Below are 15709 nucleotides of genomic sequence, written 5' to 3'. Positions count from 1 at the left end.
GAGCCGGGTTCAGACTGTGACACGTTCCGTTCTCAGGCGGAGGTCTGGATCTGTCTACTGGGCAGAGAAGGTCGAACCGATGAATGCTCATTCAACATCGAACTCAACCCAGCGTGATCCGTTGAGTGTCGCACTGAGGGGTGCGGCGTCCCCGGTTACCAAACGCCAGTCGAGGGATGTCATTCAGGTTGGCGCATTACAGAATGCAATATTCAATAGCGAAAACTTTTCAAGCATTGCCACGGATGAGCGTGGTGTGATCCAGATCTTCAATGTGGGGGCCGAACGTATGCTCGGCTATAGCGCCGACGAGGTACTGAATAAGATTACGCCCGCGGATATATCGGACCCGAAAGAACTCATCAAGCGCGCCGGCGAACTCAGCGCTGAACTCGACACGCGGATCACACCTGGCTTCGAGGCGCTCGTCTTCAAAGCCATTCGAGGTATTGAAGACATCTATGAACTGACCTACGTGCGCAAAGATGGCACGCGCTTTCCTGCCATCGTGTCGGTCACAGCTCTGCGCGAAGAAGATGGGGCGATCATCGGGTATCTTCTCATCGGCACCGACGACACCGCGCGCAAGTTGGCCGAACAAGAACTTCTCACCGCCGCGGCACTGCAGAACGCAATCTTTAACAGTGCAAATTTCTCGATCATTGCGACGGATGATCAGGGCGTGATCCAGATCTTCAACGTGGGTGCAGAGCGGATGCTGGGATACTCAGCTTCGGATGTCGTCAACGGCATCACTCCGGCCGACATTTCAGACCCGCAAGAGCTCATCATGCGTGCATTTGAGTTGAGCCGCGAGCTGGGCACTCAGATCACACCTGGTTTTGAAGCCCTTGTGTTCAAGGCGTCACGCGGGATTGAGAACATCTATGAACTCACGTACGTGCGCCAGGACGGGAGTCGGTTTCCGGCTATCGTCTCGGTTACCGCGCTCCGTGCCCCAGGCGGGCGCATCATCGGCTACCTGCTTATTGGCACAGACAACACGGCCCGTAGTCACGTGGAAGAGAGGCAGGCTCTCCTGGATCAGCGACTGCGGGACCAACAGTTCTATACTCGATCACTGATTGAATCCAATGTGGATGCCCTGATGGCCCTCGACCCGCAGGGGATCATCTCCGACGTCAACCAGCAGATGGTGTCGCTCACCGGTCGAACCCGGGACGAGCTCATTGGCGCACCGTGCCGCAACTTCTTCACCGATCCGACTCGAGTTGACCTCGGAATTCGACAAGTGCTCGCCGAAAATAAGGTGAGCGACTATGAACTAACCGTGCGTTCACTCAATGGTGACGAGACGGTCGTGTCGTATAACGCTGCCACTTTTCATGATCGAGATCGCAAACTACAGGGCATCATTGCCGCCGCCCGGGACATTACGGAACGTAAACGATTCGAGCGCGCACTGCAGGGACAAAATATCGAACTCGAACATGCCAGCCGAATGAAGTCTGAGTTCCTCGCCACCATGTCGCACGAGCTGCGCACACCACTGAATGCCATCATCGGTTTCTCGGAAGCGCTCAGCGACGGACTCCTGGGTGACATGACCGAAGCGCAGCACGAGTACATCGGCGATATTTTTACCAGTGGGCAGCACCTCCTGGCCCTGATCAACGACATTCTTGACCTGTCGAAGGTGGAGGCGGGAATGATGCGACTCGACCTTGAACCTGTGGACGTGAAGAGTCTGCTGATGAACAGCCTGTCGATCGTGCGGGAAAAAGCTGCCGCACACCGTATTCAGCTCGACATCGAGGTCGGGGACGACCTGGGAATGCCCAACCTTGATGCGCGCAAGACCAAGCAGATCGTGTACAACCTGCTGTCGAACGCGGTCAAGTTCAGTTCGCCCGGATCGCGTGTCATGCTTCGCGCCCGTCGGGTGACCCGAGGCGCAGTGGGAACGCTGGCGGGAAACTGGCCGGTGCATGGTTTTCCCCTCGGCCAACACAACTTCCATCATTTTCTCGAGATCTGCGTTGAAGACACCGGAATCGGTATCTCCGAAGCAGATATGAGCAAACTTTTCCAAGCCTTCAGCCAGATTGACAGCGGGTTGGCGCGAAAATTTGAGGGTACGGGTCTGGGCCTGGCCATGGTGAAGAAACTCGCCGAACTTTTTGGAGGCACGGTTGCGGTGTCGAGCGCTGAGGGGCAGGGAGCGCTCTTCGCCGTGTGGATTCCCCTTCGTGAATCGTTTGTCGGATCCGATCGGCAGAGCGCTGACCCGCAGGTGCGGTCCGCCCTCGCTACGCGATCGATAACCACACCGGAGAGTAGGCAGCGCACGGCACTCGTCATCGAAGACGACGAGCAGTCCGCCAGCCTCGTGCGACTCCTGCTCGAAGCGGAAGGGTTCACGGTCCGCAATGCACGGAGCGCCGAAGAGGCCATTTTGCTGGCGCCGCAACAACGTCTGAGTCTCATCACCCTCGACATCGGGCTACCGGGAATAGACGGCTGGGCCGGCCTGCAACGCCTCCGAGACGATCCTTTGGTCGCGGACGTGCCCGTTATTGTGATTGCCGGACTCGCGGATGCTCAGATCGCCCTCACCCGAGGCATCGCCTCGGTGCTCGAAAAGCCACTCAGCCGCAGCGAGTTCAGGAACACCCTGAACGTTCTGGGACTCCAGACCCACGAGAAACAGAAGCCCACTGTTCTCATCGTTGACGACGATCCGCGTGCTGTCGATCTGATTTCGACCTACCTTCCCACGACGGACTATGTCGTAGTTCGTGCGTATGGTGGCCGTGAGGGAATCGCTCTGGCCCAACGGGTGCGACCCGATCTCATTCTGCTCGATCTTGTGATGCCCGACCTGAGTGGAACCGACGTCGTGGAGGAACTCGCACGCACCCCCGGGACCGCGTCGATTCCGATTGTGGTCATCACCGCGCGCGACCTCACCCGAGCGGAACACCTCATTCTCACCGGAGAACGTGCGCAGCCTATTCGGGTCATCGACAAGACCGGCTTCAACCAGGTGACCCTGATCGAGGAGGTTCAGAATGCGCTCGCGTAAGGCTGTGTTTCTCCTCGGGGGCGGGAGTCGTTCATGGCTCGCATTTTGATCGTTGAGGACAACCCCGCAAACCTGAAGCTCGCAACACTGCTTCTTGGCCGTGCCGGCCACATCGTCCTCCCGGCGGTAGATGCCGAAGCGGGACTGGCCGTGGCCGCTGCCGAGACACCTGACCTCATTTTGATGGATATCCAGCTACCCGGCATGGACGGACTCACGGCCACGTCGGTTCTGAAAGCGAGCCCCGCGACCAGCGCTATTCCTGTCATCGCCCTGACGGCAATGGCCATGAAATCGGACGAAGAAAAGTCACGGTTAGCTGGCTGTGACGGGTACATCACGAAACCACTGCGATATCAGGAGCTGTACGCCACGATTGATGCGCTCCTCAGCCGGGGAGATGCAGGTCTTTCCTCAGCAGAGTTTGTGGCCGCTCGTGATCCTGAGTTGGCCGCGGGGAGGAGAGTTCCTGCAGGGGGGCTGTCAGCGCCTGCACCGGCCGCCCTCGACATCCGTGTCTTGCAGAACGCGGTTGGACTGGACCCGTACGTCATTCTGGATTTCCTGGATATTTTTCAGACCAGTACTGCCGCCATTGCACTCGCGCTCACCTGTGCGTGTGACGAGAGGGACGCCGCGAGGGCTGGTGCACAGGCTCACAAGCTCATGTCCTCTGCGCGCGCAGTTGGAGCCATCGGCCTCGGTGCACTCTGTTCGCTGATGGAAGCAGCAGGACGTGCGAATCACATTGACCGGGTCATCGCGTTCATCCCACGTTTTGAGAGGGAGATTGATGCGGTGAACGCGGCCATCCTGGCGATACAGGACTCGTGGGGGCCATCGCTCGGCAGGGTGGGGCACGCACCCATGGGTGGTCGCTCCCGGTTTGTGGGCACGAATGAGTAATTCCGGGATTCGAATCCTCGTTGTGGATGACGAGACGTTCATGCACAAACTGCTTGCTCACATGCTGGTCAAGCTTGGCTACACCGCGGTCAGCGCCTGCGAGAGCGGCGCATTGGTTCTGGATATCGTTGATGGCCCGAAGCCACCGGAGCTGATCCTTCTCGCCCTCAACATGCCCGACATGGACGGAATTGAACTTGTGCGAAAGCTGGTGGATCACGGGTATACCGGAAGCGTGATTCTGGTCAGTGGGGCAGAAGAGCGCGTGCTGCAAACCGCCGTCTACCTTGTGCAAGCCCATCACATCACCGTGCTCGGACACCTGCGCAAGCCGGTATCCATCGCTGACCTGGAGGAGATGACCGGTCGCTGGCGTCCGGCTGATGAGGCGGAACGAGAGGCCACGTCGTATACCGCCCATGACGTGCGGTGGGCCATCGACAACGGCGAGCTCGTGAACTACTACCAGCCCAAGGTGAACGTGGCTACGGGGGCCGTGTCGGGAGTGGAGACTCTCGTTCGCTGGCAGCATCAGGAAGATGGGTTGGTGTTCCCCGACCGCTTCATTTCCCTCGCCGAGGAAACCGGACTGATTGACGATCTCACCCGAGTGGTGTTGAGCTCAGCGATGAAGCAGACCCGCGAATGGAATGACGCAGGCCTGCGGTTGAAGGTGGCCGTCAACCTGTCCATGAGTAGCTGCTCCTCGGTGACATTCGCAGATTTTGTGACCGACGTCATTGCACTCGAGGGGGTGGAACCCGAAGATGTTGTCCTCGAAGTGACGGAGAGCCGCCTGATGCTGGACCAGCGGGCACCACTTGAGATCCTCACCCGACTTCGTCTCAAGCACTTTCGGCTCTCCATCGACGACTTTGGTACGGGCAACTCGTCACTCACCCAGCTCCTCAAGATTCCGTTCGATGAACTGAAGATTGACCGGAGCTTCGTGCACGGCGCCACCCATGACAGCACGGCGCTGGCCATGTATAGCGCAAGCCTGAACCTCGGCCGCGAGCTTGGCATGGAAGTCGTTGCGGAAGGGGTGGAGGACCTCGAGGACTGGGACCTGCTGCGCCGGACTCACTGCGATGTTGCCCAGGGCTACTTCATTGCTCGCCCGATGCCGGCGGAGGACCTGATCGGCTGGATCACGCAGTGGGAGGAACGACTGCCGCAACTTCTGACCTGAGGCGCCGGTCCCTGGGGGAGGTCGGAGCGGGACACGGTCAGATCACGCGCAGCGTGCGCCCCAGCAGCGTCACCGTGGCAGCCAACGTTCGCACCTGATCCACACCCTCGTCACGAATCCACCGCATTGCCATGTAGCGCAACACACCAAGGACCGCATGGGTGAGCAGATCCGCCTGCTCGCGTAAATCCGCCTCATCCGCCCCCAGCCCGGCCTCACGACGACGCCGCAGGTACACCAACTCAGCGATCTCAGCCGTGATGCGGTTCATTCTGTCCATTTGCCGCAGCAGCAGCTGCGGGTTCTTTTCAAACAGGCGCAGACGATCGGTCAGAAGCTTCTCATCGGTGCCCAGCATCATCGAGCTTGCGGCCACCAGTTGCAGTGCCTCCGCCAAGAGATCAGGCCCGTCCGTAGCAATAAATGCCCGAGCCTTGCCCTCGTCAATGGTGGGTGGTTCTGCACCCACGACCGCAGCTTCCTTGGTCTTGAAATAGTTGAAGAAGGTGCGCTGCGAAATTCCACTGGCGTTGCAAATCATGTCCACGGTGACGGCGTCGAAGCCGTGCTCCAGGACGAGGCTGACGGCGTTTCGTTCCAGCCGCTGACTGGTCGCCTGATGTTTGTCCTCGCGGAGGGTGGTCTTCATTGTCCTGCCTGGTCCTGTGTGCAAGTGGATGTCTCGGTGTGCTGGGCGGGAGCGATCACGCTACTCGTAGCGGAGCGACTCGATCGGATTCGCCTTCGCTGCACGCTGGGCCGGCAGGGTGCCCGACAGGAACGCGATCGCCATCACGAGCAAAATGATGAGCGCAATGGACATCGGCTCAAAGAGCAGAATATTGAGGCCGGGAAGGTCGGCGAGCAGACCCGTGGACAGCACATTGCTGAGGATTGACCCCACCCCGACGGCCACACCGGCGCCCAGGGCACTGCCGAGGAAGCCGATCACAATTGCCTCAAGGCTGAACAGAAGGTAGACCTTGCCGCCACCCATTCCCATGGCCTTCATCAGACCAATTTCCCGGGTGCGTTCCTGCACGCTCATGAGCAGAGTGTTGATAATGCCGAAGGCAGCGGCGACGAGCGCGATCACGGCGAAGGCGTTGAGAACACCCACGATGCCGTTAATGACCGTCTGTACGGTTCCGAGCTGGTCGGCGATAGTGCTGGCCGTGTAGCCATCGTCGGCCAGTGTTGTCTGCAGGGCGCTGACGGCATCGGCGGAGAGAGCGGTGTCGAAACGTGCTGTTGCCCCGGCATAGCGGGCGGCACCAGTGTCGATGCCTGCCGACTGCACGGTGGCGAGTTCGGTGGTGAGCGCCGCGTTGGCACCGGCGCCGGAGGCGAGAATGCTTTCGAGGGACACTCCCACAACGGTGGCGCTCACGGTTTGACGTTCACCCAGCACATCGGTGATGCCGATCTGCACGGTGGAACCCACGGCAGCGGAGTCCGACGAGAACCCGAGCGGGCTCACATAGCTGTCGGGGAGAATGATCTGCAGTTCGCTGGCACCCTGGTCGAGCTGGGCGCCGGTAGTGAGGTCGGACGTGGTCACGGCCGAGGCCGGGTTGATGGTCAGCTCGTACTTGGTGCCGTCGCCATTCACCACATAGTCCGGAGAGAGCGCCCGGATCGGGTCAACAGCCTCGATGCCTGTCGTTCCGGCGATCGTGGCGAGGTCGGTGTCGGTGAGAGCGGTCGTGGGGCCCGCACCGGGAGGACCGCCAAAACCACCCGCCGCAACACCAGAGGTGGCCGGGTCGTATTCCACCGGCCCGGAGTCGGCGGGGGCGGCATCCGCTTTCGGAGTCACGATGAACACGTCGGCGGCGCCCAGTGAGCCCACCTGAGTGTCGACGTAGTCCGACACACCGGCACCGACGGCCGTGGTGAGAGTGAGGGTGAAGGCGCCCACGAAGATGGCGAGAACAGTGAGTGTGGTGCGGAGCTTGCTGCGGAACGTGTTTGAGATCGCGGTGGCGACGAGATCGGTGACTCTCATGCCGCACCTCCTGTGGTGTGGGGAGCAGTGACAGGGGGAGAAGTGACGGGGGGAGCAGTGGCAGCGTGTGCCCCTGCGTGGGCGGGAGCGGAGCGCATTGCCGACGTGGTTTCATTCACGATCAGGCCGTCGCGAATGTAAATCTGGCGATCACAACGCGCGGCCAGGTCCTCGTCGTGAGTGACAATCACCAGCGTGATGCCCTGGTCACGGTTGAGTGCGAAGAGAATATCTTCCACCACGCGGCCGGTCGTGGAGTCCAGGTTGCCGGTGGGCTCGTCGGCAAAGATCACCCGCGGGTTGTTCACCAGAGCGCGGCCAATAACCACGCGCTGCTTCTGTCCGCCCGAAAGCGTGGTGGCCTTCTTGCTCGCCTTGTCGTCGAGTTCGAGCTGCTGCAGAACTTCATGGCCGCGCTGACGGCGAGCCTTGGAACGAATACCGGCAATCTTCAGTGGCAGAGTGACGTTGTCGAGAACGCTCACATTGGGCGTCAAAAAGAACTGCTGAAAAACGAAACCGAACTCCTTGTTGCGAAGCTCATTCACCGCGCGCTTGGACAGGCCGCGGGCGTCCTGGTCGGCCACCCGGAGCGTGCCCTTGTCTGGTGCGTCGAGGAGGGCAAGCAGGTGCATCAGAGTGGACTTACCCGAACCGCTCTTACCGACAATGGCAACCGTTTCTCCCGGCGCCACCTGGAGGGAGACTCCTTTGAGCGCATCAAAGCGACTCGAGCCTGAACCGTAGGATTTCTCCAGATCCGTTGCGTCGATTACCCATTCGGCTGGCATGGTGCCCCGTTCGTCATCAACTGCTGCCGTGGAATGGCAACTTACAGTAACTGCACTCTAAATTGCAGATGCTGCAAATACGCTGGGATGAGGGGGGAAAAAGCCGCTGAGTTTACAGGTCCAGCACATCACCCGGTTCAAGCGCAAAGAATTCACCATTGCCCTGCTCGGTCGCGGCCGCAATGCGGGCGTTGGAGAGGTCTTTTCCCGCGCGAGAAAGCAACATCTCGTGAGTGGGAAAGCTCCGGCGTGGCCGGAGTTCCAGAACGTAATCGATGACCTCGCTGATTTTCATCCACGGCGCCGCGGCCGGAACGGCGAGGGTGTGTACTTGCACTCCGACCGGAATCGTAAAGGAATCGCCCGCGTAATAGAGCTCGTCATTCACCAGCACGCCCACGTTGTCAACGACCGGTAGCGACTCGTGAATCACGGCATGGGTCTGTCCAAAAAACCTCAGCGTGAAGGGGCCGGCCTGAACCGTGTCGCCGTCATGCACTTCGGTGATGGCGGGTAGCGGGTCGTGGGGCGATGCGTCACGAGCGGATGCCGCGGCAACGGCCGCCGCAACGCCGGCCGGGGCGAAGATCGGCACGCCCTCGTTCATCTCCGCAACGCGCCGAAGCTGCTCCGGAGTCCAGTGATCGGCGTGTTCGTGAGTGATGACGATAGCGGCAGCCCCCGCCGTGTCGGTGAGGGCCGTTGTGAACGACCCCGGATCGATGTAGAGCTTCTGGCCGGCCAGTTCAATCACCAGGGCGGCGTGCTCGAGCTTCGTCAGTTTCATGCCCCGAGCTAATACCTCTTCGAGTTGGTGCGCAACATGAATCGCCGTGACCGACCATTGGCAGACAGCCGAGGGTGGCCTCGGTTTGGTTGCGCCCGATTCATGTGGCATACTCATAAAGTTGCAAAAACGGCCCCATCGTTTAGCGGCCTAGGACATCGCCCTCTCACGGCGGTAACGCGGGTTCGAATCCCGCTGGGGTCACCACTGCCCGGCTCCCGTGTTTCGACAGGGATCCTGGATCATTTTTTTTGTCGTGGTTGAAGCCGACATGTGCCGCAGCTTACACACACAGGTCCGGCCCGCCGTATCGAATACGGTGGGCCGGACCTGTCTGTGTAACCAGCCTGACTAGAGAACGGCGGGCACCAGAACCCGGTTGACGGTGTGGATGATGCCGTTGGTGGCCGGAATGTTGAGTGCGGACGGCACGAGGCGCGGGTTAGCAAATGCAGAGTTCTCGTCGACGAGGTTCACGCCGCGCGGCTGAACAATTCCGCCGTTGGCCATCGTGAGTGTGCGTGACAGGAGCACGGAGCGAGAGCTCAGCGCGCTGTCCGGCACCACGTGGTACAGAAGCACGTTCGTGATCTGCTCCACCGAGAGAGCGGTCGTGATGGTGTTCAGCGCATCGGCCTCGCTCGTGGGTGCCTCGCCAGTGAGGTCCTTCACCAAAAGCGCGAAGGCCCGATCAGTGGGTGCGAAGACGGTGAATTCGCTGTTCTCGTCGGCCAGAACCGGTGCCAATCCCGTAGCGATCACGGCCTGCACCAAGATGTCGTAGTCGCCCGGGTTGTTATCCGGCGTGCCACCGCCTGAAGCGGCGACGGCCACATCCACGATCGACCCCGTGGGGGGAGAGTCTGGACCGTTCTGACCGGCACCGTTAGCGGATGCCGGGGCTGCGGATGCGAGAACGAGTGCTCCCGCAGCGAGCAGGGAGACGATGAGTTGCTTCTTCATAGTGGAACTCCTCTTTGTGGCCCTCAGTGGGCGATAGGTAGTCGTAGTTACCCTTCCCGTTCTGAGGCACGATTGGATACACTCTGGTTAAAGAATTTTTGGACGTGCCCGACGCGCACGGATCGCAGCAACGGTAATCACACTCATATGCGGCACGGTCAGGGCGGCGAGTCCGATAAAGACGAGGCGAATGATCCAGTCGCTCGACAGTGACCCTCCTGGCGCAAAATCGCCGGCGAAAAGTGCCGTCAAAATTGCCACGGCAATGATCGGGACCACGGTATAAATCACCATGATGGTCACTGCGATCCTCCCGCTGCCGCGTTCCTCGGCGAATCCATGGCGCAGATGCCGCGCACTGTGCAGGGCGCAAAAGTACAGCGCAAAAAATACGAGCGGGGGAGCCACCAGCGCAAGAGCACCGGCGAGCACAATCTCAAGGGAATCCGTGGGTCGGCGTCGGAGCGCCAGTAGTGCGCCGAGCAGCATGGCACCCAGTGCGATCGGCCCGAGCCACGCCTGCACATCGGCCACGACAATGCCCCCGTCGCCGGCCAGGGTTTGATAGATACCCGCGACCATGTCGTAGTGCGAAAAGGCCGGCAGTGTCAGCAGGCCGATTCCGGTGAGAGAGCGCACCACGACGCTGCGTCCCACATTCCAATCGGCACCGAAGTGGATGCCGGAGATTACCAGAAACCCAATCAGGCTCGCGACCGGCGCGACGAGCCAGACGCCCACCACGAGGGCAACAATTCCGATGTAACCGAGGTTGAAACCCGCAAAGCCCAGCGGACTGCGCCACAGCCCGGTTCGACGAGCGATGAGCGGATCCAGCGCGCCGTGAGGCACACCGAGGGTGGCGACCAGCACGCCGAGCACCGCGGCCTGAACCGGCAGCGGCGGGGAAGGGAGCTGCAGAGCAAAGCTGAGCAGAGCCACGATCGCAACTGCCGAGAACAGGATCGTCTCGAAGGAGGGGCGCACCCGCACGGCCGGGCCCTCGATGAGGCGGCTCATGCCGGCACCGCAACGGGCTGTACCGAGGGCGGCTGCGGAACCACCTGGCGCAGGAAGGGTATTTTCGGCAGGCTGATAATGAGGCGCGCGTAGTCGGTAAGTCGAGCGGCGTCGCTCAGAAAGCGCACGAGACCGGCGGGCGGAACCCCGGTGGCGAGTGCCAGAAAGTATTCCGGAGTTCGTTCGGGGTTCGCTCGCACCGCTTGCAAAAATATGCGGTCAAGCGACCGCCTCAGCCAGGGTTCGGTCGGATGGCCGATAGCCGGTCCGCCTTCATCGAGAGCGGCAGCACAGGCACGCGCCCAGGCCTGGATTCGGAGGAAGGCATAGCCGGATGCCGGTCGTAAAGCTCCTCCCGAATTACCGGCGAAGACAACGCCCGGCGGCGAGACAGGCAATGCCCCAATCGCACCCATGGGAAGAATGCCTCCCTCGCGACGAATCACCCGAGCATCGCCAAGGCCCAGCCGGTTGAGTTCGGCCTCTAGTTCGGCGGTGAGGATAGCGGCCGGCACGGGCGTGGTGCTGAAGCGCGTCCACTCCACAAGGGCGCGGGTGGGGCTGAGCGGAAGCGTGTAGCGAAAGTGCATACCGCCTTCATCCGTTGCCATGGAGTCCATCAGTCCCACCTCGTTCACGTCAAAGGGGAGCGCCCGAGCGCTTTCGATCTCCACCCCGGTGAAGCTTTGATACAGCATTGCCGGCAGGGCGCGGGGGCGAGTATCAATCACGTGTCGAGCCCGAATGGTTCCGCGCTCGGTCTCCACGCTCACGAGCGCATCGGTCCCGGTTCCGAGTGGGGTGAGTTCGGTGGCCTGAAGACCGCTGTGCAAGCGGATGTTGTCGGCCCCGTCGATGCGCTCAAGCGCACGGGTATAGAAATCGATGCCGCGCACATACTGGTAGCGCAGGCCCGCCACCCGGTGGTGGCGCGCCGGACCGGTTTCGCCCGAGAAACGCCAGCCATCCCAGCTGTGCGCAACCAGATCGGACAGATCATGGTGCGGTGGCCGCCAGAAGCACCAGCTGCGATCGTCGGTGTACGTCAGACGCGGCTCAATCACGTCGACCTGCAGGTGTGAGTGGGAGCGTGCGAGTCGAGCCGCAAGGGAAAGTCCGGCAGCTCCGGCCCCGATAATTACGAGGTCGGCGTCAGGCAGGGAAGAAAGCCTCGTCATACCTTAAACGCTAGGCCATCCCACCTGCTCGGGGTACCAGTTCGGCCCCGCCCGTGCAGTCAGTCGTCGGGGGTGTTCCTCGCCGCCGGCCGTTGGCTGGCACGCTTGTCCACCCGCGTCTGCTTGGTGATGGCATCGTTGGCCTTGAGCAGTTGCCGCGTCACGGATGTGTCGCCGAGCGCGGGGCGCCACCACCAGGTGTCCGGATCGGCATCGATCAGAATTGCCCGCGCCAGAAGGGTGAGCGGAATGGCGATGATGGCACCGATGGGTCCAATGATGACGGCCCAGAACAGTACCGAGAAGAAGGTGAGCGTTTGGCTGAGGGCCACGGTATTCCCGACCACTCGGGGCTGAACAACGGACTGGACGACCGCATTGATCACGCTATAGACGACGATCACGGCAATGGCCGTGGGCCACCCGCCAACGAGAAAGCCGAAGACCACGGGTGGAATAATCGCAAAGAAGTAGCCGATGTTGGGGATGAAGCTGCAAAGAAACGCGAGCAGGCCCCAGAGTAGCGCAGCCGGTACCTGCAGGATGAGCAGAGCAATCGTGTTGAGCACACCCTGAGCGATGCCGAGCACGGTGGTGACCACCATGTACCGGCGCACCTGACGCGCAAAATTACTCAGCGCGGACACAACGTTGGGGACTCGCGGTTCCAGTTGTCGCAAAATGGTGGGCACGTAAAGGCCGTCGGCCGACATCAGAATGAGCATGGTGAGCACGATCACCAGGGATCCGGTGATGCCGGCCACGCTGCCGAGCACTCCCGAGAAGAAACTGAGGATGCTGCCGGGTGTGAAGCTGGCTGTGAGTGCCTGAATCTGGGCCTGATCGATTCCGAGTTTGCTCAGCGCATCCGCTATGTTCGCTCCGATGTCGGCGAGCTGGGTCGAAAACTGCGGCAGCATGGAGGCGAACTGGGCGAAGGCGATGATCACCGTGTACGTGAATCCGGCGAGCAGGAGAAACACGACCAGAATCACCGACCCGGTGGCAAGGCCGTGGGGGACACCGCGCGCTTCGAGCATCGTGCGCACGGGATGTGCGCAGATGGCTAAGACGAGAGTGAAAAGTACCGGCGCCAAAATGCCTCGGATGCCGCTGATTCCGACGGCTGTCACCGTCGCGGCTGCGAGGCTGACGAGAATGATGGTTCCTCGCGGAAACCGTCTCAGTGCAGGACTGAGGTCATCGGGTATGGCAGCCGTCATGGTGGATCCTCTCGTTGATCCCTTACGCCCGATTCATCTCGGTGCCATACTCACCTCAAACAGCGGCCTTGCATAGCTCCCCATCAACGTGCCACCGAGTGGCGTTTGCGCCAGATTGCGTGCAGTCATGAAGAAATGGACCGCCGTCACCATCCTCGGCTCCGCCCAGTTCGTGATGGTGCTCGATAGCACCGTGATGAATGTGTCAATCTCGACGGTCGTCCGTGACCTTGATACGACGGTTGCCGCCATGCAGGGTGCCATCACGTTTTACACCCTCACCATGGCGGCCGTGATGCTTCTCGGTGCCAAACTCGGCGATGTCTGGGGTCGGCGTCGTGCCTTCATGATCGGCGCGATCGTCTACGCGTGTGGCTCGCTGCTCACCGCGTTCAGCCCCAATTTTGCGACGTTGTTCCTCGGCTGGTCGGTGATTGAGGGGCTGGGAGCCGTGCTCGTCATCCCCGCAATCGCGGCCCTCGTTGCCGAGAACTATCTGGGAAAGGACAGAGTCATCGCCTACGCGATCATTGGCGCAATCTCCGGTGCGGCTGTCGCCGCCGGCCCCCTCATCGGTGGGTACGTCACAACCTATCTCAGCTGGCGACCGGTCTTTGCCGGTGAGGTCGTCATTATGCTCGTCGTGATCCTGCTCGCCAGACTCATCAGTGATTCCAGCACCCCGCAGAAAATTCGCATCGATGTGTTCAGCGTCGTGCTCTCAGCCGCTGGGCTGGTGCTGGTGGTCTTGGGGATGCTGCAGAGCAAAACCTGGGGCTGGATTCTGCCGTATCAGTCACCCGAGATCAATGGTCGACCGATCGAGCCCCTCGGATTGTCGCTTGTGCCCTACTTGATCCTGTCGGGTGCTGCGCTGATCTGGTGGTTCATGGTTCGGCAAAACGCGCTCGTTTCCGCCGGTCGCGCACCACTTCTCCGCACCGATCTCTTCGCCATTCCGCAGCTGCGCGCGGGACTGCTGGTGCTCGGGGCACAGTACGCATTTACGGCCGGCGTCTTTTTCATGATTCCGATCTATTTGCAGATGACCCTCGGGTTCAACGCGCTCGAAACGGGCCTCAGGATCTTTCCGCTCTCAATTGCGCTCATCCTTTTCTCCGTGGTGGGAACCCGGTTGTCGGCCATCTGGTCACCTCGTCGGATCGTGCGGGTGGGGCAGCTCATTCTCGTTGCGAGCGCAGTGTGCCTGTTGGGGTCGGTGTCCGTCGATCTGAAAAGCACAGTTTTTGCCGTGGGGATGTTCACGGCCGGCGCTGCCCTCGGGCTTCTGGCCTCTCAACTCGGCAACGTGAACATGTCCAGCGTGGACGAGAAGGAAACGAGCGAAGCCGGCGGTTTACAGGGCGTGTTTCAGAACTTGGGATCCTCTCTCGGTACCGCACTCATCGGCTCGGTACTGATCGCATCCCTCGCGACATCATTTGTGGGAGCCGTTAACGCCAGCTCCCTCTCAGCCTCCACGAAATCCGCGGTCACGACCGCCACAGAGTCCGGCGTCGCCATCGTGCCACTGTCGAGCATCGAGGGCATCGCAACGGATGCGGGACTCTCGAGCACCGAGAGCGCTCAACTGGCCTCGATTTACGGCGAATCTCAGGTTAATTCCCTGCGCCTGTCGTTCTTTGCCCTCATCATATTCTCGGTGATTGCCCTGCTGTTTTCGAAGAACATCCCCACGGAGAAGGTCGGCAGTCGGCGCAAGAAAACGGTGAACTCCGCCTCCGACGACCTGCAGTGATGCTCGGAGCAGTAAGAGATGCTCAGAGCAGGAGGAGACCGTTCACGAGAATGACGACGCCGATCAGGAACATCATGCCGTTGGTGACCAGGTGGTTGTAGCGGCTGATCCATGCTTCGGTTTTGCCCAACCATTTATTGGCACGGTCGGGAGCAGCCAGCGCCACGATGATGGGCACCGACACTGTCGCCGAGGCGAGAAGAGCAAAGCAGACGAGCAGAATGACGGTCGACTCGACCGTGAGCGACCCGAGCCGAATCGACAGCCCGGCGGCGGCGCTGAGCAGCAGGGCCTTGGGCCGCAGGTTCAGTCCCATACCGAGTCCGAACGAGGACCACGGTCCAAAGGATCCAACGGCCCGCAACCACCGAGGCATCCCCGTTGTCGGGTGCTGGGTGGTTCGACTCCAGCCGATGATTGCCAGCACCACCAGCGCTAAGCCCACAACGATCTGACCCAGACTGATGGCCCACGGGAACCGATCATCACCGACCTGGGGAAGGGCGAGCGCGCTCGCCGCAAAAACCCCGGCCATGACTCCGATCCCCACAACCCAGCCGATGAGGAACGGCACCGATGAGCGGTTGCGGTTGGGAGAGAGCAGGATGAGGACCGTGGCCATGATGGGCACGGAGCTGAGTGCCACCGCGAGCGCAATCGGGACCAGCTGTCCCACTGTCTGCAACATGTGGCGCAACCCTCCCTGAGATGCCGGTCACCGGTCAGGCCATGGTGGTTGGACCCGTGCGGAGACCGAGACCGGTGCCATTCTGCCCCGGTTTCCCATTCACGGTTTCGATTGCTCACGGGGAATAGCTGGCCATTGACACCTGGCC

The 15709-nt window shown here is 61.1% G+C and carries 13 protein-coding genes and 1 tRNA gene; 5 read left to right on the top strand and 9 right to left on the bottom strand.

Annotated elements, in window-relative coordinates:
• The first annotated feature begins 79 nt into the window (after positions 1-79).
• Genes H4V99_RS11445 through H4V99_RS11435 form a run of 3 tightly spaced genes read left to right on the top strand, consistent with a single transcriptional unit; the run spans position 80 to position 5144 of the window.
• A complete protein-coding gene (locus H4V99_RS11445; RefSeq protein WP_280678379.1) occupies positions 80-3046 on the top strand; it encodes a PAS domain S-box protein in 2967 nt (988 codons plus the stop codon).
• Positions 3047-3079: 33 nt separating this feature from the next.
• Positions 3080-3952, top strand: a complete 873-nt coding sequence (locus tag H4V99_RS11440) for a response regulator (protein WP_280678377.1) — start codon at positions 3080-3082, stop codon at positions 3950-3952.
• Positions 3945-5144, top strand: a complete 1200-nt coding sequence (locus tag H4V99_RS11435; protein ID WP_280678375.1) for an EAL domain-containing response regulator — start codon at positions 3945-3947, stop codon at positions 5142-5144. Before H4V99_RS11440 ends, H4V99_RS11435 begins: the two co-directional genes overlap by 8 nt.
• A 37-nt stretch (positions 5145-5181) precedes the next feature.
• On the opposite strand, the gene H4V99_RS11430 is transcribed toward H4V99_RS11435, so the two are convergent.
• The 4 genes from H4V99_RS11430 to H4V99_RS11415 all read right to left on the bottom strand — a co-directional run bounded on the left by H4V99_RS11430 (position 5182) and on the right by H4V99_RS11415 (position 8730).
• The gene (locus H4V99_RS11430) at positions 5182-5793 is read right to left on the bottom strand and encodes a TetR family transcriptional regulator (protein ID WP_280678373.1); all 612 of its coding nucleotides are present in this window, start codon (positions 5791-5793) and stop codon (positions 5182-5184) included.
• 60 nt (positions 5794-5853) lie between these two features.
• Entirely contained in the window at positions 5854-7152 is a 1299-nt protein-coding gene (locus H4V99_RS11425) for an ABC transporter permease (protein ID WP_280678371.1), read from the bottom strand.
• A complete protein-coding gene (locus tag H4V99_RS11420; RefSeq protein WP_280678365.1) occupies positions 7149-7943 on the bottom strand; it encodes an ABC transporter ATP-binding protein in 795 nt (264 codons plus the stop codon). The genes H4V99_RS11425 and H4V99_RS11420 overlap by 4 nt, the downstream gene beginning before the upstream one ends.
• Before the next feature lie 112 nt (positions 7944-8055).
• Positions 8056-8730 (bottom strand): MBL fold metallo-hydrolase, encoded by a 675-nt coding sequence (locus tag H4V99_RS11415; protein WP_280678363.1) that lies wholly within the window; start codon positions 8728-8730, stop codon positions 8056-8058.
• Positions 8731-8861: 131 nt separating this feature from the next.
• Between H4V99_RS11415 and H4V99_RS11410 the strand changes: the two genes are divergently transcribed.
• A tRNA-Glu gene (locus tag H4V99_RS11410) sits at positions 8862-8937 on the top strand.
• Positions 8938-9081: 144 nt separating this feature from the next.
• Here H4V99_RS11410 and H4V99_RS11405 read toward each other — a convergent pair.
• The 4 genes from H4V99_RS11405 to H4V99_RS11390 form a co-directional block, all read right to left on the bottom strand.
• A complete protein-coding gene (locus tag H4V99_RS11405) occupies positions 9082-9693 on the bottom strand; it encodes a fasciclin domain-containing protein (RefSeq protein ID WP_280678361.1) in 612 nt (203 codons plus the stop codon).
• An 87-nt stretch (positions 9694-9780) separates the two neighbouring features.
• Positions 9781-10713 (bottom strand): Brp/Blh family beta-carotene 15,15'-dioxygenase, encoded by a 933-nt coding sequence (locus H4V99_RS11400; protein ID WP_280678359.1) that lies wholly within the window; start codon positions 10711-10713, stop codon positions 9781-9783.
• A complete protein-coding gene (locus H4V99_RS11395; protein ID WP_280678358.1) occupies positions 10710-11891 on the bottom strand; it encodes an FAD-dependent oxidoreductase in 1182 nt (393 codons plus the stop codon). Before H4V99_RS11395 ends, H4V99_RS11400 begins: the two co-directional genes overlap by 4 nt.
• 59 nt (positions 11892-11950) lie before the next feature.
• Positions 11951-13114 carry an AI-2E family transporter gene (locus tag H4V99_RS11390; RefSeq protein WP_280678357.1) on the bottom strand — a complete coding sequence of 388 codons (1164 nt, stop codon included), beginning with the start codon at positions 13112-13114 and terminating at the stop codon, positions 11951-11953.
• A gap of 127 nt (positions 13115-13241) precedes the next feature.
• Between H4V99_RS11390 and H4V99_RS11385 the strand changes: the two genes are divergently transcribed.
• The gene (locus H4V99_RS11385) at positions 13242-14873 is read left to right on the top strand and encodes an MFS transporter (protein ID WP_280678356.1); all 1632 of its coding nucleotides are present in this window, start codon (positions 13242-13244) and stop codon (positions 14871-14873) included.
• Positions 14874-14895: 22 nt separating this feature from the next.
• Here H4V99_RS11385 and H4V99_RS11380 read toward each other — a convergent pair whose 3' ends face one another.
• Positions 14896-15561, bottom strand: a complete 666-nt coding sequence (locus H4V99_RS11380) for a GAP family protein (protein WP_280678355.1) — start codon at positions 15559-15561, stop codon at positions 14896-14898.
• Positions 15562-15709 lie beyond the last annotated feature (148 nt).

Source organism: Cryobacterium sp. CG_9.6, assembly GCF_029893365.1.
Taxonomy (GTDB): domain Bacteria; phylum Actinomycetota; class Actinomycetes; order Actinomycetales; family Microbacteriaceae; genus Cryobacterium.
Note: the sequence above shows the minus strand (reverse complement) of the source record. Positions and strands in the feature narration are given on the sequence as shown.

Bases quoted from the DNA above. Each gene is read 5' to 3' on its own strand.
- H4V99_RS11445 (WP_280678379.1), top strand. From the start codon at position 80: ATGAATGCTCATTCAACATCGAACTCAACCCAGCGTGATCCGTTGAGT.
- H4V99_RS11440 (WP_280678377.1), top strand. From the start codon at position 3,080: ATGGCTCGCATTTTGATCGTTGAGGACAACCCCGCAAACCTGAAGCTC.
- H4V99_RS11435 (WP_280678375.1), top strand. From the start codon at position 3,945: ATGAGTAATTCCGGGATTCGAATCCTCGTTGTGGATGACGAGACGTTC.
- H4V99_RS11430 (WP_280678373.1), bottom strand. From the start codon at position 5,793: ATGAAGACCACCCTCCGCGAGGACAAACATCAGGCGACCAGTCAGCGG.
- H4V99_RS11425 (WP_280678371.1), bottom strand. From the start codon at position 7,152: ATGAGAGTCACCGATCTCGTCGCCACCGCGATCTCAAACACGTTCCGC.
- H4V99_RS11420 (WP_280678365.1), bottom strand. From the start codon at position 7,943: ATGCCAGCCGAATGGGTAATCGACGCAACGGATCTGGAGAAATCCTAC.
- H4V99_RS11415 (WP_280678363.1), bottom strand. From the start codon at position 8,730: ATGAAACTGACGAAGCTCGAGCACGCCGCCCTGGTGATTGAACTGGCC.
- H4V99_RS11405 (WP_280678361.1), bottom strand. From the start codon at position 9,693: ATGAAGAAGCAACTCATCGTCTCCCTGCTCGCTGCGGGAGCACTCGTT.
- H4V99_RS11400 (WP_280678359.1), bottom strand. From the start codon at position 10,713: ATGAGCCGCCTCATCGAGGGCCCGGCCGTGCGGGTGCGCCCCTCCTTC.
- H4V99_RS11395 (WP_280678358.1), bottom strand. From the start codon at position 11,891: ATGACGAGGCTTTCTTCCCTGCCTGACGCCGACCTCGTAATTATCGGG.
- H4V99_RS11390 (WP_280678357.1), bottom strand. From the start codon at position 13,114: ATGACGGCTGCCATACCCGATGACCTCAGTCCTGCACTGAGACGGTTT.
- H4V99_RS11385 (WP_280678356.1), top strand. From the start codon at position 13,242: ATGAAGAAATGGACCGCCGTCACCATCCTCGGCTCCGCCCAGTTCGTG.
- H4V99_RS11380 (WP_280678355.1), bottom strand. From the start codon at position 15,561: ATGTTGCAGACAGTGGGACAGCTGGTCCCGATTGCGCTCGCGGTGGCA.